The sequence below is a fragment of the Flavisericum labens genome, assembly GCF_045446075.1.
GTDB classification, from domain to species: Bacteria; Bacteroidota; Bacteroidia; order Flavobacteriales; family Flavobacteriaceae; genus Flavisericum; species Flavisericum labens.
Genome location: NZ_JBJJBQ010000002.1, coordinates 146610 through 164124, shown reverse-complemented (window position 1 = coordinate 164124; position 17515 = coordinate 146610). Strand labels below are relative to the sequence as shown.

At 35.4% G+C, this 17515-nt stretch carries 14 protein-coding genes and 1 tRNA gene; 6 read left to right on the top strand and 9 right to left on the bottom strand.

Translation table 11 applies throughout. The annotated features are described in order from the left end of the window. Nucleotides 1–40: 40 nt before the first annotated feature. The gene (locus tag ACIEHO_RS04305) at nt 41–421 is read left to right on the top strand and encodes a hypothetical protein (protein ID WP_406969018.1); all 381 of its coding nucleotides are present in this window, start codon (nt 41–43) and stop codon (nt 419–421) included. 31 nt (nt 422–452) lie between these two features. Then, the gene (locus tag ACIEHO_RS04300) at nt 453–1694 is read left to right on the top strand and encodes a DEAD/DEAH box helicase (RefSeq protein WP_406969016.1); all 1242 of its coding nucleotides are present in this window, start codon (nt 453–455) and stop codon (nt 1692–1694) included. A 3-nt stretch (nt 1695–1697) separates the two neighbouring features. Here ACIEHO_RS04300 and ACIEHO_RS04295 read toward each other — a convergent pair whose 3' ends face one another. Beyond that, nucleotides 1698–2363, bottom strand: coding sequence for a M15 family metallopeptidase (locus tag ACIEHO_RS04295; protein ID WP_406969014.1), 666 nt, complete (start codon nt 2361–2363; stop codon nt 1698–1700). A gap of 39 nt (nt 2364–2402) precedes the next feature. Between ACIEHO_RS04295 and ACIEHO_RS04290 the strand changes: the two genes are divergently transcribed. Together ACIEHO_RS04290 and ACIEHO_RS04285 are read left to right on the top strand one after the other, a co-directional pair. Next, nucleotides 2403–2996: an alpha-ketoglutarate-dependent dioxygenase AlkB family protein gene (locus ACIEHO_RS04290; RefSeq protein WP_406969012.1), complete on the top strand. Its 594-nt coding sequence runs from the start codon at nt 2403–2405 to the stop codon at nt 2994–2996. Nucleotides 2997–3553: 557 nt separating this feature from the next. Next, a complete protein-coding gene (locus ACIEHO_RS04285) occupies nt 3554–4261 on the top strand; it encodes a DUF4369 domain-containing protein (RefSeq protein WP_406969010.1) in 708 nt (235 codons plus the stop codon). A 51-nt stretch (nt 4262–4312) separates the two neighbouring features. Here ACIEHO_RS04285 and ACIEHO_RS04280 read toward each other — a convergent pair. The 5 genes from ACIEHO_RS04280 to idi all read right to left on the bottom strand — a co-directional run bounded on the left by ACIEHO_RS04280 (nt 4313) and on the right by idi (nt 6746). Next, a tRNA-Thr gene (locus ACIEHO_RS04280) sits at nt 4313–4386 on the bottom strand. Nucleotides 4387–4449: 63 nt separating this feature from the next. Then, complete coding sequence (locus ACIEHO_RS04275; RefSeq protein WP_406969008.1) at nt 4450–4719, bottom strand: hypothetical protein; 270 nt, start codon at nt 4717–4719, stop codon at nt 4450–4452. A gap of 109 nt (nt 4720–4828) precedes the next feature. Continuing rightward, nucleotides 4829–5800, bottom strand: a complete 972-nt coding sequence (locus tag ACIEHO_RS04270) for a type I phosphomannose isomerase catalytic subunit (RefSeq protein WP_406969006.1) — start codon at nt 5798–5800, stop codon at nt 4829–4831. An 11-nt stretch (nt 5801–5811) separates the two neighbouring features. After that, entirely contained in the window at nt 5812–6225 is a 414-nt protein-coding gene (locus ACIEHO_RS04265; protein WP_406969004.1) for a 6-pyruvoyl trahydropterin synthase family protein, read from the bottom strand. After that, nucleotides 6222–6746, bottom strand: coding sequence for an isopentenyl-diphosphate Delta-isomerase (gene idi, locus ACIEHO_RS04260; protein WP_406969002.1), 525 nt, complete (start codon nt 6744–6746; stop codon nt 6222–6224). Before idi ends, ACIEHO_RS04265 begins: the two co-directional genes overlap by 4 nt. A gap of 128 nt (nt 6747–6874) precedes the next feature. Here idi and ACIEHO_RS04255 point away from each other — a divergent pair, with 128 nt between their 5' ends. Continuing rightward, nucleotides 6875–8464 (top strand): peptide chain release factor 3, encoded by a 1590-nt coding sequence (locus ACIEHO_RS04255; protein WP_406969000.1) that lies wholly within the window; start codon nt 6875–6877, stop codon nt 8462–8464. 134 nt (nt 8465–8598) lie between these two features. Further along, complete coding sequence (locus tag ACIEHO_RS04250; protein WP_406968998.1) at nt 8599–8844, top strand: (4Fe-4S)-binding protein; 246 nt, start codon at nt 8599–8601, stop codon at nt 8842–8844. A gap of 40 nt (nt 8845–8884) precedes the next feature. Here ACIEHO_RS04250 and ACIEHO_RS04245 read toward each other — a convergent pair whose 3' ends face one another. The 3 genes from ACIEHO_RS04245 to rpoB form a co-directional block, all read right to left on the bottom strand. After that, nucleotides 8885–9202: a DUF3467 domain-containing protein gene (locus ACIEHO_RS04245; protein WP_406968997.1), complete on the bottom strand. Its 318-nt coding sequence runs from the start codon at nt 9200–9202 to the stop codon at nt 8885–8887. A gap of 93 nt (nt 9203–9295) precedes the next feature. Next, complete coding sequence (gene rpoC, locus ACIEHO_RS04240) at nt 9296–13597, bottom strand: DNA-directed RNA polymerase subunit beta' (RefSeq protein WP_406968995.1); 4302 nt, start codon at nt 13595–13597, stop codon at nt 9296–9298. 75 nt (nt 13598–13672) lie between these two features. Then, complete coding sequence (gene rpoB, locus ACIEHO_RS04235; protein WP_406969841.1) at nt 13673–17485, bottom strand: DNA-directed RNA polymerase subunit beta; 3813 nt, start codon at nt 17483–17485, stop codon at nt 13673–13675. Between the last annotated feature and the right edge of the window lie 30 nt (nt 17486–17515).

Genomic DNA, 17515 nt, shown 5'->3' with positions numbered 1-17515 from the left:
TCTGTTTCATTTCAAATTCATTTTTTTGTATATTTAGGTTATGCGAACACTCATTGAAAAGTTAAAACTTAAAAAGTGTGACGATTTGTACATTCTGAATGTACCAGATAATTTTACGTCTGTTTTTAAAGATATCGAACATTCTGAATCTTTAGTCACTACCTCTTGTGTGCAGTGTGCCATTGTATTTTCCAAAACCAAAGAGGAATTTATTAATCAAATGCTCACCCTATTCCCCAGATTAATGGAAGGCTCTGTAATGTGGGTGTTCTATCCAAACGAGACAACCAAGGGCGAAATTTCAAAACTTCATTTAGAATACGACTGGGATTTTTTAGGCGATTACCGTTTAAAACCGACCAAACAAATTAATGTAGATGAGCAGTGGAACGCTATGAAGGTGAAACCTATTCGTACTTAAATTTGCAGTACCTTTGCCCAAAACAATTTAAATGTCCTTTAAAGACCTTCTATTAAACAAGCCTATTCTACGCGCCGTAGCAGAGTCGGGCTACGAAAACCCTACTACCGTTCAAGAAAGTGCTATTCCATTAATTTTAAACCATAAAGACCTTGTTGTCTCTGCACAAACGGGCACCGGAAAAACGGCAGCTTTTGCTTTGCCCATTTTACAATTGTTGTTTAACAAACAAGACAGCTCAAAAAAAGCAAAAAAAATAAAGGCTCTAATCGTTAGCCCCACAAGAGAATTGGCTATTCAAATTGAAAACAATTTTAAAACCTATGGAACATACACCAACCTAAGAACGACTGTGGTTTTTGGAGGTGCATCAATAGAGCCACAAAAGGATGTTTTAAAAAAAGGTGTTGATATTTTAATTGCCACACCCGGCAGGTTACTAGATTTACACAAACAAGATGTCGTAAACCTCGACTATGTCGAGATTTTAGTTTTAGATGAAGCCGACCTTATGCTAGATATGGGTTTTATTGACGATGTTAGAAAAATTGAGCGCCTTTGTACACGAGAAAAGCAAGTTCTATTGTTTTCGGCTACAATGCCACATAAAGTACAATATCTAGCCAATACCATATTAAATAACCCAGAACGTATTGAGGTAGAGCCCCACTCATCAACTTCAACTAATGTTAACCAACTGCTATTTTATGTTCCTAAGCGGAATAAGATTGAGCTTTGCCTCCATCTATTAAGGAATACTATAAAAGGGAACATGATTATTTTTAGACGTACAAAATTTGGTGTTGACAAACTTGAAAAAACACTGATTAATAATGGCTATAAAGTAGATAGCATTCATGGAGACAAAAGTCAAACCGGGAGACAAGAAGCGTTAGACCTCTTTAAAAAAGGGGAAATTAATATTTTAATAGCGACCGATGTCGCTGCCCGAGGCATTGATATTGACGAATTGGACGCCGTTATAAACTTCGATTTACCAAACATACCAGAAACTTATGTACACCGTATTGGCCGTACTGCGCGTGCCGGAAAAAAGGGAACGGCCTATTCGCTTTGTTCAGCGGATGAAAAAAGTTATGTAAAGAGTATTCAGGAGCTCATCGAACTGCAGATTGATGTGGTGGAAAACCATCCATATCCATTAGACCCAAAAGCCAAGCCCATAGTGCACAAGTCAAAAAAAAAAGGCAGCAAGCACAAAAAAGGCCGAAAAAGTGAAGCCTCAAAAAAGAAAAAGAAACGCTGGTATTAAATCTTATTCAACTGGAAAATCAAAATAAGTTTTTGGAAAAGGCTCACCTCGTAAGGTAAAATGCCACCATTCTTTTGGGTAATTTCTAAAGCCATATTTCAACATTATTCTTTGCAATAATTGACGGTTAGCTTTTTGTCTTTCGGCAATACCTTGATATGCCACCCAAGATTCTTGGCCAAAAAAATCATAGGGGCTACCCATATCTAAAGGCTCTCCTGTATTACCATCAATTATAGTTAAATCGACCGTACTGCCTTTACTGTGTCCCGATCTAGAAGCAATATATTCTTCCTTAAACAAGTTTTTCTTTTTAACATTTGGGTAAAATCGATGTTTATTTATAGTATCATTCCAATCTCTCGCCCAACGAATAAAATGATCTACAGCACGTTGTGGTCTATAACCATCATAAACCTTTAAACACAGGTTTTGTTCCTGTAACGCTTCATGAACTTGCTTTAAAGCTTGGACTGCAGCAGCGGTAAGTATTAATTTATTGGCATGATAGCCTTCAACAGGCTTTCCTACAAAGTTGTTAGAACCGTAATAGCGTAATTCTACATCTAAATCTGGAATAGAATCATTCACATAAACAAAACCTTCAGGCAACTGTGCCATCGCGCCGGTGAAAACCAATAAAAACAAAAACCTTAAAGTATGCTTCATTTTAAATTTGAATTATGCTAATTTAGAAAATAAAAGGCAATGCGATTGACTTCTGAAATTAATTTGAATTTAAAAGATGGTGATGCCTATTACTACCATAAATTCTTCAATAAACCAGAAGCCGACACTTTTTTAAAAAATCTTTTGACCGAAATAAAATGGAAGCAAGATAATATTAACATTTTTGGAAAAACTTACCCACAACCTAGGCTTACTGCTTTTTTTGCAAACAACAATCAACCCTACAGTTATAGTAATATCAAAATGAAGCCAAAGGATTTTATGGGTGATTTATTAACCATAAAACAAATTCTTGAAACTGAAATGGATATAAAATTTACTAGTTGTTTGGCTAATTTATACAGAGATGGACAAGACAGTAATGGTTGGCATGCCGATAACGAAAAAGAACTGGGCATTAACCCGATTATAGCTTCTATTTCTTTCGGAGCTGAACGCTTATTTCATTTAAAACACAAAAAAGATAATACACTAAGGACAAGAATTATTTTAGAACACGGAAGCTTATTGATTATGAAAGGAGCAACTCAGCATAATTGGCTGCATCAAATACCTAAAACGAAAAAGGATATCGAACAACGAATTAATCTAACCTTTAGAATTATAGCATAAAAAAGCCGGGTTCCCTCAAACCCGGCCTTTTTTCAATTTGCTTTTTAATATTATGAAGTCAGATTTGGGGTCTTCCATATCAACAACATAATGCAAATATTAATTAATTAATCCATTGAACTAAAAAGTATGTTATTTAGTACACTCCAAATATATAATTATTAAATATTTTACACCGATAAAAAACATATAAAATCGATGAAATACACTTTTTTTTAACAATTTAAGACGAAATATTACTAAATATCGATGAAATACACTTTTTTACATCTTATAAAAATCAAAATACACATTATTCCAAACCAAAAAAAGCACCCAAAATAGGGTGCTTTTTTACTAACTAACCAACCAAAATATGGAATACAATTCCTAAGTTTAAAGTAACTACTCAATAAACTATTTAATAGAATGTATCTGAAATTAGAATTGCAATTCTTGTGCCAAACTTTAGTACAATGTTTCTTTTTACCACTTCTTTAACATATTAAAAAATGAAAAGCTATTAGCTTATAACGTATAATTATAAGATATTTGTTCCCTTTAATATTTATTACTTCATGAGAAAAATTTCAGTTTTACTTCTATCCCTAGTTATAATGGCTTGTGGCAATGAACAGAATAATTTAATTGTAAAAGGAAACATTAAAGACTTAAAAAAAGGAACTGTTTACCTTAAAAAAGTTAGGGACACCAATCTGGTTACTCTAGACTCCATGGTTTTAAATGGAAACTCTGCTTTCGAATTACATAGCACTTTGGAAAGTCCTGAGGTATTCTTCCTATATCTTGATAAAAACAGCGCTGTTGAAGACAGAATTTCTTTCTTTGCAGATAAAGGTGTTACAGAAGTAAATACAACGCTAAAAAACTTTGTTTACGATGCTAAAATTATTGGTTCTGAACAACAAAAAACCTTTGAGGAATACAATAAAACTATTTCTCAAATTAACAATAGAAATCTTGATTTAATAAAGGCAGCATTTGAAGCGGAAAAAGCAGGCGACTCTGTAAAACTAGATTCGGTAAACAAAGAATCCAAAAGCCTTTTAAAACGCAAATACCTCTATACTGTAAATTTTGCTATAAATAATCGAGATAGTGAAGTCTCCCCATATTTAGCACTCTCTGAAATTTATAATGCCCGATTGGATTTATTAGATACCATAAATAAATCGCTCACTCCAAAAGTAAAAGCTTCTAAATACGGTATGGAACTTGATGAATTTGTTAAACAAATAAAAGAGACAGAAGGAGATTCAAAATAATAATTTTAGTATAAAAAAATACCTTTCAAAAAATGAAAGGTATTTTTTTTGAGCCGATAGAGGGACTCGAACCCACGACCTGCTGATTACAAATCAGCTGCTCTAGCCAGCTGAGCTATATCGGCGCTTACTTAACGGGTGCAAATATAATCTCAAAATTCATATTTGCAAGCTATACGCTAAAAAAATTATCCCAGATTGTTCACTTTTTCTATTAAAGCCCTACCTCTGCTCTCTAGCTCGTTTCTTACATCGTTAAAATGCGATTTAGGGTTTTCAATAGTTTTAGAGTTAACCTTTGCCATAAGTTCATCGAAAGTCTCAATAGACTCATCAATAATTGCTTCGCTTTTCTCTGTGCCTTTGTCTGTGTTTGAGAACTCCCAAACATATACAGCTTCAATAATATCACCTAAAACATAATTTATATCTTTTTTTAGGTCTCTAACATTTGCCATTTTTATATTATTTAAAATTTAAACAAAAATAGTTAATTAATTAACAGGATAGTTATGGTTTAACTTAATAATTAAAGTATAAACTTGAATGGTTTGAGGCTAGGTTTATCTATACATATACCTCTAATAATTTAGCGCGTTCGGCCTGTATTTCATAATCCTTTATTACTGCCGGAAGCAGTAATGTTTCGCCTTTTACAATTTTTTCAGAAAAACCGTTGGCTGTGATGCTAGCTTCGCCACCAACACAAATGTAAATATAAAACGAATCTTGCGTATTTTGCTTTTTTAGAAGTTCAGATACATCCAAATAATTGGTTGTAAAATACGGGCAGCTCACCATTTCATTGGACTGGTTAGGCGTTTTTGAATAATTTACCCTAAAGTTATCTGGCATATCAAAATTTATGGCATCGATGGCCAAATCGTTATGGAGTTCGCGTTCGTTACCTTGGTCGTCAACACGGTCCCAATCATAAACACGGTAAGTAATATCACTGGTTTGTTGTATTTCGGCGACCATTACCCCGGCACCTATGGCATGTACCCTACCTACTTCAATAAAATATGTATCTCCCTTTTTCACCTTATCGAAGTTTAGAATTTCGGTAAGGGTTTTATGCTCAAGATGCTTTAAATATTTTTCTGGTGTCACTTTTTGGTTGAAACCAACTATTAAATTAGACCCTTCATCGGCCTGAAACACATACCACATTTCTGTTTTCCCGAAGGAATTATGGCGTTTTTCTGCCAACTCATCGTTGGGGTGTAATTGAATGGATAAATCTTGTTTAGCGTCAATGAACTTAATTAAGAGCGGAAATTTATTACCAAAAACTTTATAATTCTTTTCACCTATTAAGTTGCCTTTTAATGTTTCTAACAGTTCCTTTAGTGATTTCCCTTCAAATTTACCATTATTAACAATCGAGGTATCACCCTCAACATCACTTATTTCCCAGCTTTCTCCCATATTTGGTAAATCTGCTTTTTTATTGAGAATGGTCTTTAATTTTTGACCACCCCAAATTTTATCTTTTAAAATAGGGTTAAATTTTAATGGGTATAATTGATTTGGCATAATACTATTTTTTACTGTTCTCCCGAAAAGGTTACAAAATTTCGAGGTGTTTCGTAAAGCGTTATTTCAAGGTCTAACTGTTCCTTTAGTTTTGGTTTTATTTTATTATATATCACTACGGCAATATTTTCGGCCGTGGGGTTTAAAGTCCTAAACTCTGAGACTTCGAGGTTTAAGTTTTTATGATCAAAGGCATCTTCAACTTCAGATTTAATAATGTCCTTTAAAATCTTCATATCGATAACGTAGCCAGTTTCTTTATCAATTAACCCCGTTACGCTAACAACAAGCTCATAGTTATGGCCATGATAATTGGGGTTGTTGCATTTACCGAAAACTTCATCATTTTTTTCATGGCTCCAATCTTTTCGATATAACCTATGCGCCGCATTAAAATGCGCCTTTCTACTCACCGTAACTTTCATGAATTTATGTTTATATGTTGGTAGAATTTATCAAAAATAACTTTAAACCACGCCGTATAGTGCTGAGGATTCTCAACAATATCGGTTTTAACATCATCTAGAGTTACCCAATTCCAGCTAGCTACTTCATCTGGATTGATGTTGGGTTCTCCATTGTACTTTCCCAATAAAATATGGTCATACTCATGCTCTGTTAAACCGTTATCAAAAGGCGCTTTGTAAATAAATGAAATGGATTCTTCCAAATCGGTTACAAACCCCATTTCTTCCATTAAGCGGCGTTTTCCGGCTTGAATATTACTCTCACCATCTCTTTGGTGACTACAACAAGTGTTGGTCCATAAGCCTGGAGAGTGGTACTTGCCCAATGCCCGCTGTTGAATCATCAATTCATTTTTATCGTTAAACACAAACACTGAAAATGCGCGATGTAAAAGCGCCTTTTCGTGCGCTTCCATTTTGGGCATTAAGCCAATTTGTTCATCCTTTTCGTTAACTAATATTACTTTTTCTTCTGTCATAGTCAAACAAAAATACCAAGTAAATTTTTAAAACCCTTATTTATAATTAGAAAATTAAAATGATGGTATAAGTTATATTTCTTAATGAACTATAAATATTATCTTTGCAACCCATTTGCAAAAACATTATGAACTTTTTAAAGGAAATACAACGTAGACGAACTTTTGGTATCATTTCGCACCCCGATGCCGGAAAGACCACACTTACCGAAAAACTATTACTTTTTGGTGGTGCCATACAAGAGGCAGGTGCTGTAAAAAGCAATAAAATAAAAAAAGGTGCCACCAGTGACTTTATGGAAATTGAACGTCAACGTGGTATTTCGGTAGCGACTTCCGTTTTGGCTTTTGAATATGACGGCATAAAAATTAACATTCTCGATACGCCTGGCCATAAAGATTTTGCTGAGGACACCTTTAGAACACTTACGGCTGTTGATAGCGTTATTGTTGTTATTGATGTTGCGAAAGGGGTTGAGGAACAAACGGAAAAGCTCGTTGAAGTTTGCCGTATGCGTAATATCCCCATGATTGTTTTCATTAACAAATTAGATCGGGAAGGAAAAGACGCTTTTGACCTGTTAGATGAAATTGAGCAAAAGTTAGGATTGAAAGTCGTTCCTTTAAGTTTCCCCATAGGTATGGGTTACGACTTTAAAGGCATTTACAATCTTTGGGAGAAAAACGTTAACCTATTTAGTGGTGACAGCCGAAAAGACATTGAAGAAACCATTGAGATATCTGATTTATCATCATCAGAACTTGATGATTTAGTTGGAGAAAAAGCAGCTGACACATTAAGAGAAGAAATTGAATTAGTTGAGGGTATTTACCCTGATTTTAATAAAGATGAGTATTTACAAGGAAACCAACAACCCGTATTTTTTGGTTCGGCATTAAACAATTTTGGTGTTAGAGAGTTATTGGATTGTTTTGTGGAAATCGCTCCTAAACCCAGACCAAAACAAAGTGAAGAACGACTGGTTGAACCCAACGAAGATAAGTTTACTGGCTTTGTTTTTAAAATCCATGCCAATATGGACCCTAATCATCGCGACCGATTGGCCTTTATAAAAATAGTATCTGGAAAATTTGAAAGGAATAAGCCTTATTTGCATGTTAGGCACAACAAAAATCTTAAATTTTCAAGCCCAAATGCTTTCTTTGCAGAAAAAAAAGAAATTGTAGATGTGTCTTATCCCGGTGATATTGTAGGTTTACATGATACAGGGAATTTTAAAATCGGTGACACCTTAACCGAAGGAGAGGAAATAAATTACAAAGGAATCCCTAGTTTTTCGCCAGAGCATTTTAGATATATCAATAACGCCGATCCGTTAAAATCAAAACAGTTAAATAAAGGCATTGACCAATTAATGGATGAAGGTGTGGCGCAATTGTTCACCTTAGACCTTAATGGTCGTAAAGTTATAGGTACGGTGGGAGCGCTTCAATATGAAGTCATCCAATATAGATTAGAACACGAATACGGTGCTAAATGCACGTATGAAAATCTAAACGTTTATAAAGCCTGTTGGATTGAGACTGAAGACGAGAAAAGTGATGAATTTAAAGACTTTTTGAGGGTAAAGCAGCGTTTCTTGGCAAAAGACAAAAGAGGTCAGCTCGTTTTTTTATCTGATTCGCCATTTTCTTTGCAAATGAGCCAACAAAAATACCCAAGTATAACATTTCATTTTGTTTCGGAATTTAGTTAAAACCAAGACGTATTTCATCGAAATTTATACTTTTCAACCATTTTTTTTGATTTTTAAACGATTTTTTGATTTTCTAATTGAAAGTGTGATTAACTTTAGATACCAACTAAATCAACCCCCAAATTGATTAAACTATGAAAATTAATGCGAAAAAATTTAGTAATGAAGAAATTACTGTAACCTACGACCCAATCGTTTGCACACTTTCTTGTAAATGTGCCAAAGAACTTTCTGAAGTATTTATGAACTCAGTAATACCTTGGGTAGACCTTAACGGAGCTTCAACCGATAGAATAAAGCAACAAGTGAAACGATGCCCCTCCGGTGCTTTAAAGTTTCATTTAAAGAAAAAACTAGAACTTAGTCTAGTCAGTAAATAATAAAAAGCCTTTGTTTAAACAAAGGCTTTTTATTATTTTTTTAAGCTTGACCAGTTGGACCAAAATTTAGTGGTATTGGTGGCTGCTCGTAATCTTTAATCTCACCATGAGCATTTTCAAACCTAGAAACATTATCACTCAAAGCTTTTAATAAACGTTTAGCGTGCTGTGGTGTTAATATTATTCTAGACTTTACCTTATTTTTAGGTACGCCAGGCATAATATTTACAAAGTCAACCACAAACTCTGAAACTGAATGATTAATGATAGCCAAATTGGAATACGTTCCCTCAGCTACCTTTTCGTCAAGTTCTATATTAATTTGTCCTTGCTTTGGTTTTTCTTTTTCGTCTGCCATAATTCTAATGTTTTAATATAAAAAAGCCTTCAAGTAAAATATACATGAAGGCTTTTATTTTAAAGATTCCTGCCTTCGCAGGAATTAGCATTTTTAGTTATAATTCAACTCTTGTTTAACCTGCATCATTTCATCAAACTCTTCTTTTGAGCCGACAATAATATCAGAATATCTTCTCATTCCTGTACCTGCTGGAATTCTATGACCAACAATTACATTTTCTTTCAAGCCTTCTAAAGTATCAACCTTACCAGCTACCGCTGCTTCGTTAAGTACTTTAGTGGTTTCCTGGAAGGATGCCGCAGAAATAAATGACTTGGTTTGAAGCGATGCTCTCGTAATACCTTGCAGTATTGGCGTTGCCGTTGCAGGCTGGGCATCTCTCGCTACCACGAGTTGCTTATCTTCTCTACGTAAAATAGAGTTTTCATCTCTTAATTCGCGAGGCGAAATTATTTGACCAGCTTTAAGATTTTCAGAATCACCAGCATCCTCTACTACTTTCATTCCGAAGATATCATCATTCTCCTTAATAAAATCTGCTTTATGAGCTAATTGGTCCTCTAAGAAGATGGTATCGCCAGAATCAATGATTCTAACTTTACGCATCATCTGTCTTACCACAACCTCAAAGTGCTTGTCATTGATTTTTACACCTTGTAAACGATATACTTCTTGTACTTCGTTAACTAAGTATTGTTGTACTGCTGAAGGTCCCTTGATATTCAAAATATCGTTTGGCGTAATAGAACCATCAGATAAAGGCATACCAGCTTTTACATAATCATTCTCTTGAACAAGAATTTGATTAGATAATTTTACCAAGTATTTTTTAACCTCACCTAATTTAGATTCTACAATTATCTCACGGTTACCTCTCTTAATTTTTCCGAAAGAAACCACACCGTCAATTTCACTTACTACAGCAGGATTTGATGGGTTACGTGCTTCGAATAACTCTGTAACACGAGGTAAACCACCAGTAATATCACCAGCTTTAGCAGATTTACGAGGTATTTTTACTAAGATTTTACCAACTTTAATTTTTTCTCCGTCATCAATCATTAAGTGAGCACCTACTGGTAAATTGTACGAACGTATGGTTTCTCCCTTAGAATCTTCAATATGAAGCGTTGGGATAAGCTTTTTATTTCTAGATTCTGAAATTACTTTCTCTTGGAAACCAGTTTGCTCATCAATCTCTACTTGGTATGTTACACCTTGCTCGATATTTTCATATTTTACTTTACCAGCAAATTCTGAAATAATTACACCGTTATAAGGATCCCAAGTACAAACAACATCTCCTTTTGATAATTCTTGTCCATTTTTAATATGTAAGAAAGAACCATAAGGAATGTTATTGTTACTTAAAACAATACCTGTTTTCTTATCTACCAGTTTAAGTTCAGAAGTTCTAGAAATAACGATTTCTACCTCATTCCCGTCACCGTCTTTACCTTTAACTGTTTTTAAATCTTCTATTTCGGCAACACCGTCAAACTTAACAACCAACTTGTTATCTTCTGAAATGTTTCCTGCAATACCACCTACGTGGAACGTACGTAATGTAAGCTGTGTACCTGGCTCACCAATAGATTGAGCAGCCACTACTCCAACAGCTTCACCACGTTGTACCATTTTACCTGTGGCTAAGTTACGTCCGTAACATTTAGAACAAATACCTTGTAAGGCTTCACAAGTTAAAGGAGAACGCACTTCAACTCTATCTAAAGGAGAAGCTTGGATGTTTTTCGCAATAGTATCACTAATTAATTGACCAGAAGAAACCAATAATTCATCAGTTAATGGGTTGTGTACATCATTTAATGATACACGACCAACTATTCTTTCTTGTAAAGTTTCAACAACTTCATCATTCTTCTTCAATGGCTCAACTTCAACACCTCTCAATGTACCACAATCTTCAGAATTGATAATAACATCTTGAGATACATCAACCAAACGACGTGTTAAATAACCCGCATCGGCTGTCTTAAGTGCGGTATCGGCAAGACCTTTACGTGCACCGTGAGTAGAGATAAAATATTCTAAAATTGAAAGACCTTCTTTAAAGTTAGAAAGAATTGGGTTTTCAATAATCTCTCCACCACCAGCATTAGATTTTTTTGGTTTTGCCATCAAACCACGCATACCGGTAAGCTGACGAATCTGTTCTTTAGATCCACGAGCTCCAGAATCAAGCATCATAAACACCGAGTTAAATCCTTGTTGGTCTTCACGAATACGTTTCATTGACAATTCCGTCAATTCAGCATTTGTAGAAGTCCATATATCAATAACCTGATTGTAACGCTCGTTGTTAGTGATAAGTCCCATGTTATAGTTTCCGGTAATACCGTCAACTAAACCATTGGCTTTATCAATCATACTTTGTTTTTCTGGTGGAATAATAATATCACCTAAACTGAATGAAAGACCACCTTGGAATGCGAATTTAAAACCTAAGGTTCTAATCGCATCTAAGAAATCTGCTGTTTCTGGTACAGAAGTTACTTTTAAAATATCTCCAATAATATCGCGTAACGATTTCTTATTCAACACTTTATTAATGAAACCTGCAGCTTGAGGCACGTGTTGGTTAAATAAAACTCTACCAACCGTGGTTTCAACAATCATTCTATCAAGTTTGCCTTCTTCGTTAATATCAATAGTACGAACCTTGATACTTGCATTTAAGTCAACACGCTTTTCGTTGAAAGCAATTTCTACCTCTTCTGGAGAATAGAACGTTAAGCCTTCACCTTGAATTGACACTTCAGGTGTAGATTTACGCTCTTTAGTCATATAATAAAGACCAAGAACCATGTCTTGAGAAGGTACCGTTACAGGAGATCCATTTGCTGGATTAAGGATGTTATGAGAAGCCAACATTAATAATTGACATTCTAAAATAGCTTCCGGCCCAAGTGGTAAATGTACCGCCATTTGGTCACCATCAAAATCGGCGTTAAATGCTGTACACACTAATGGGTGTAATTGAATAGCTTTCCCCTCGATTAACTTAGGTTGGAACGCTTGTATACCCAAACGGTGAAGCGTAGGCGCACGGTTTAGCAATACTGGATGTCCTTTAAGAACATTTTCCAAGATATCCCAAACCACTGGCTCTCTTTTATCTATAATTTTCTTTGCAGATTTTACCGTCTTAACAATACCTCTTTCAATTAACTTTCTAATTACAAAAGGTTTGTAAAGCTCGGCTGCCATGTTTTTGGGCAATCCGCATTCGTGTAATTTTAATTCTGGACCAACAACAATTACCGAACGCGCCGAATAATCCACACGCTTACCAAGTAAGTTTTGACGGAAACGCCCTTGCTTACCTTTAAGTGAATCGGATAACGATTTTAACGGTCTGTTAGAATCGGTTTTTACCGCTGATGACTTACGAGTATTATCGAATAAAGAATCCACAGACTCTTGAAGCATACGTTTTTCATTACGTAAAATTACTTCTGGAGCTTTTATTTCAACCAATCTTTTAAGACGGTTGTTACGGATAATCACACGACGGTATAAGTCATTTAAATCTGAAGTTGCAAATCGACCACCATCTAACGGCACTAACGGACGCAATTCTGGTGGGATGATAGGAATAACCTTCATAATCATCCACTCTGGTCTATTTTCTCTATTTTGATTAGACTCACGTAAAGCCTCCACCACTTGTAAACGTTTCAACGCTTCTGTTTTACGTTGTTTAGACGTTTCAGTGTTTGCCTTATGACGCAACTCGTAGGACAATGCCTGCAAATCGATTCTTTCCAATAACTCGATTAAACATTCAGCCCCCATTTTAGCCAAAAACTTGTTAGGGTCTGAATCATCTAAATATTGGTTCTCTTGCGGTAGGGATTCAAGAATATTTAAGTATTCTTCCTCTGTAAGGAAATCCATTTTTTGCAACGGATCACCTTCTTCATTTTTAGCATTACCTGGTTGAATTACTACATAACGCTCGTAGTAAATAATCATATCTAATTTCTTAGATGGTAAGCCCAATAAATAACCTATTTTGTTTGGTAAAGAACGGAAATACCAAATATGCGCTACAGGAACTACTAGATTTATGTGCCCAACTCTATCTCTACGAACTTTCTTTTCGGTAACCTCTACTCCACAACGGTCGCAAACAATACCTTTATAACGAATTCTCTTGTACTTACCGCAAGCACACTCGTAATCCTTTACAGGACCGAATATACGCTCACAGAACAAACCATCGCGTTCTGGTTTGTGAGTACGGTAATTGATAGTCTCTGGTTTTAAAACCTCACCTCTTGACTCTGCTAAAATAGACTCTGGTGATGCTAAACCAATTGAGATTTTATTAAACCTCTTTACTGTATTTTTATCTTGTTTTCTTGCCATTTTCTTAAGTTTTCAGTCTCAGTCTCAGTATTCAGTATCTAACATAAACTGCTAACTGCGACTGCTTACTATTTTTTACTCCTCTAACCTGATGTCTAAACCTAAACCTTTCAATTCGTGCATTAATACGTTGAAAGACTCTGGCAATCCTGGATCTGGCATTGGTTCGCCCTTAACAATACTTTCGTAAGTTTTAGCTCTACCAATAACATCATCAGATTTTACAGTTAAAATTTCGCGTAAAGTACTTGATGCTCCATAAGCCTCAAGTGCCCAAACTTCCATCTCACCAAAACGCTGACCACCAAATTGAGCTTTACCACCCAATGGCTGTTGTGTAATTAATGAGTAAGGTCCGATAGAACGCGCGTGCATTTTATCATCAACCATGTGTCCTAATTTCAGCATGTAAATCACACCTACAGTTGCTGGTTGATCAAAACGTTGACCAGTTCCACCATCATATAGGTAAGTATGTCCGTATCTTGGAATACCTGCTTCATCAGTAAGCTCGTTGATTTGATCAATGTTCGCACCATCAAAAATAGGTGTTGCGTATTTACGTCCTAGTTTTTGTCCAGCCCAACCTAATACGGTTTCATAAATCTGACCAATATTCATACGAGAAGGTACACCAAGTGGATTTAATACGATATCAACAGGGGTTCCATCTTCTAAGAAAGGCATATCTTCCTGACGAACGATACGAGCAACAATACCTTTGTTACCGTGACGCCCTGCCATTTTATCACCTACTTTAAGCTTACGTTTTTTAGCAATATAAACTTTCGCTAATTTGATGATTCCTGATGGTAATTCATCTCCAACTGAAATAGTAAACTTCTCGCGACGTAATGCCCCTTGCAAGTCGTTTTCTTTAATTTTATAGTTGTGGATTAAATCGGCCACCAAACTATTGGTATGATCATCAGTTGTCCATTTTCCAGACACTAAATGTGCGTAATCATCAACAGCGTTTAACATTTTAAGTGTAAACTTTTTACCTTTTGGTAATACTTCTTCACCTAAATCATTAAAGATACCTTGGGCTGTTTTACCATTTACTATTGCAAATAGTTTTTCAACTAACACATCTTTTAACTCGTCAAACTTTCTATCGTATTGCGCTTCTAAAGCTAAAATATCATCCTTATCTTGAGCTCTTTTACGTTTATCTTTTACCGCTCTAGCGAATAATTTCTTTTCAATTACAACACCATGTAATGAAGGTGAAGCTTTTAAAGATGCATCTTTAACATCTCCTGCTTTATCACCAAAAATGGCACGTAGTAATTTTTCTTCAGGTGTTGGATCAGATTCACCTTTAGGTGTAATCTTTCCAATAAGGATGTCACCAGGTTTTACTTCAGCACCAACGCGGATCATTCCATGCTCATCTAAGTCTTTTGTTGCCTCTTCTGAAACGTTTGGAATATCGTTAGTTAATTCTTCGTTACCTAATTTAGTATCTCTAACCTCTAATGAATATTCATCAATATGAATAGACGTAAAGATATCTTCACGAACTACTTTTTCAGAGATTACAATAGCGTCCTCAAAGTTATACCCTTTCCAAGGCATAAAGGCTACTTTCATATTTCTACCTAAAGCAAGCTCTCCTTTTTGAGTTGCATAACCTTCACATAAAACTTGGCCTTTCGATACTTTATCACCTTTAACAACAATTGGTTTAAGGTTGATGGAAGTACCTTGGTTTGTTTTTCTGAATTTTACTAATTGATATGTTTTAACATCAGAATCAAAACTTACTTTAGCTTCATCTTCTGTTCTATCATACCTTATTTTAATCTCATTAGCATCTACATAAAGTACTTCTCCTATTCCTTCAGCATTAATTAATACTCTAGAATCTGAAGCTACTTGACGCTCTAACCCTGTACCAACAATTGGTGCATCTACTCTTAATAAAGGCACAGCCTGACGCATCATGTTAGACCCCATCAAGGCTCTATTGGCATCATCATGCTCTAAGAACGGAATTAAAGAAGCCGAAATCGATGATATTTGGTTTGGTGCTACATCTGTATAGTGCAAATCAGTTGGTTCAATTACAGGGAAGTCACCTTCCATTCTTGCAATAACCTTATCATGTAAAATTTTGCCATCTCCATCAACTTCAACAGTTGCTTGAGCGATTAATCTATCTTCCTCCTCTTCGGCACTTAAGTATGTTGGTTCATTTTTTATATCAACAACACCATCAGTTACTTTCCTATATGGTGTTTCAATGAATCCCATAGAGTTCACTTTAGCAAAAACTGAAAGTGAAGAAATCAAACCAATATTTGGTCCCTCCGGTGTTTCTATAGGACATAAACGACCATAGTGCGTATAGTGAACATCACGAACCTCAAAACCTGCTCTCTCTCTAGATAAACCTCCAGGTCCAAGAGCCGATAGACGACGCTTATGAGTAATCTCCGCTAATGGATTCGTTTGATCCATAAACTGAGATAACTGGTTAGTTCCAAAAAACGAGTTGATTACAGAAGATAAAGTCTTCGCGTTAATCAAATCTATTGGCGTAAACACCTCGTTGTCACGAACATTCATTCGCTCACGAATGGTACGAGCCATACGCGCTAAACCAACACCAAACTGAGATGATAATTGCTCACCAACAGTACGTACACGCCGGTTAGATAAGTGATCAATATCATCAATCTCAGCTTTAGAATTGATAAGCTCGATTAAGTATTTTATGATGGTAATGATATCTTCTTTGGTAAGCACTTGCTTATCCATACCAATATCAAGACCCAGTTTTTTATTCATTCTGTAACGACCTACCTCTCCTAAAGAGTAACGTTGGTCACTAAAGAACAATTTATCGATAATACCACGAGCGGTTTCCTCATCCGGCGGCTCGGCATTACGTAATTGTCTATAAATATGCTCAACAGCTTCTTTTTCAGAGTTTGTTGGGTCTTTTTGAAGCGTGTTGTGAATAATGGCGTAATCACCTTGTTCGTTCGATTCCTTGTGTAAAAGAATGGTTTTTACATCAGCTTCAAGAATTTCTTCTATGTTTTCTTTGTCTAAAACTGTATCACGATCCAATACAATTTCGTTACGCTCTATAGATACAACTTCACCAGTATCTTCATCAACAAAATCCTCATGCCATGTATTAAGAACACGCGCTGCTAATTTTCTTCCTAAATATTTTTTTAACCCAGTTTTTGAAACTTTAACCTCTTCGGCTAAATCAAAAATCTCTAAGATATCTTTATCACGCTCAAACCCGATAGCACGGAAAAGTGTTGTAACAGGTAATTTTTTCTTTCTGTCAATGTAAGCATACATTACCTGGTTAATATCTGTAGCAAACTCAATCCATGATCCTTTGAATGGAATAACCCTTGCTGAATATAATTTTGTTCCATTAGCATGGAACGACTGCCCGAAGAATACACCAGGCGAACGGTGTAATTGAGATACTACTACACGCTCGGCACCATTAATAACAAAAGTACCACTTGGCGTCATGTAAGGTATAGTTCCTAAGTACACATCTTGAACAATGGTCTCGAAATCCTCATGTTCAGGATCCGTACAATATAACTTTAATCTTGCCTTTAGCGGAACGCTGTAAGTAAGTCCTCTTTCAATACACTCTTCAATGGCATATCTTGGCGGATCTACGAAGTAATCTAAAAATTCTAAAACGAATTGATTACGTGAATCTGTAATTGGAAAGTTTTCCATGAAGGTGTTATAAAGCCCTTCATCACCTCTTTCTTCAGATTTTGTTTCTAATTGGAAAAAATCCTGGAAGGATTTAATCTGAATATCCAAAAAGTCAGGATATTCCGTTCTATTTACAATAGAGGAGAAATTTAATCTTTCAGCTTGTGTTGATAACATCAATGGACGGAATTTTGATTAAAAAAATAG

What these genes read in the sequence shown, in the direction of transcription:
- ACIEHO_RS04250 (WP_406968998.1), top strand. Translation starts at nt 8,599, where the DNA reads ATGAAAATTAATGCGAAAAAATTTAGTAATGAAGAAATTACTGTAACC.
- rpoB (WP_406969841.1), bottom strand. Translation starts at nt 17,485, where the DNA reads ATGTTATCAACACAAGCTGAAAGATTAAATTTCTCCTCTATTGTAAAT.
- ACIEHO_RS04305 (WP_406969018.1), top strand. Translation starts at nt 41, where the DNA reads ATGCGAACACTCATTGAAAAGTTAAAACTTAAAAAGTGTGACGATTTG.
- ACIEHO_RS04275 (WP_406969008.1), bottom strand. Translation starts at nt 4,719, where the DNA reads ATGGCAAATGTTAGAGACCTAAAAAAAGATATAAATTATGTTTTAGGT.
- ACIEHO_RS04245 (WP_406968997.1), bottom strand. Translation starts at nt 9,202, where the DNA reads ATGGCAGACGAAAAAGAAAAACCAAAGCAAGGACAAATTAATATAGAA.
- ACIEHO_RS04300 (WP_406969016.1), top strand. Translation starts at nt 453, where the DNA reads ATGTCCTTTAAAGACCTTCTATTAAACAAGCCTATTCTACGCGCCGTA.
- ACIEHO_RS04295 (WP_406969014.1), bottom strand. Translation starts at nt 2,363, where the DNA reads ATGAAGCATACTTTAAGGTTTTTGTTTTTATTGGTTTTCACCGGCGCG.
- idi (WP_406969002.1), bottom strand. Translation starts at nt 6,746, where the DNA reads ATGACAGAAGAAAAAGTAATATTAGTTAACGAAAAGGATGAACAAATT.
- ACIEHO_RS04270 (WP_406969006.1), bottom strand. Translation starts at nt 5,800, where the DNA reads ATGCCAAATCAATTATACCCATTAAAATTTAACCCTATTTTAAAAGAT.
- ACIEHO_RS04290 (WP_406969012.1), top strand. Translation starts at nt 2,403, where the DNA reads ATGCGATTGACTTCTGAAATTAATTTGAATTTAAAAGATGGTGATGCC.
- ACIEHO_RS04265 (WP_406969004.1), bottom strand. Translation starts at nt 6,225, where the DNA reads ATGAAAGTTACGGTGAGTAGAAAGGCGCATTTTAATGCGGCGCATAGG.
- ACIEHO_RS04255 (WP_406969000.1), top strand. Translation starts at nt 6,875, where the DNA reads ATGAACTTTTTAAAGGAAATACAACGTAGACGAACTTTTGGTATCATT.
- ACIEHO_RS04285 (WP_406969010.1), top strand. Translation starts at nt 3,554, where the DNA reads ATGAGAAAAATTTCAGTTTTACTTCTATCCCTAGTTATAATGGCTTGT.
- rpoC (WP_406968995.1), bottom strand. Translation starts at nt 13,597, where the DNA reads ATGGCAAGAAAACAAGATAAAAATACAGTAAAGAGGTTTAATAAAATC.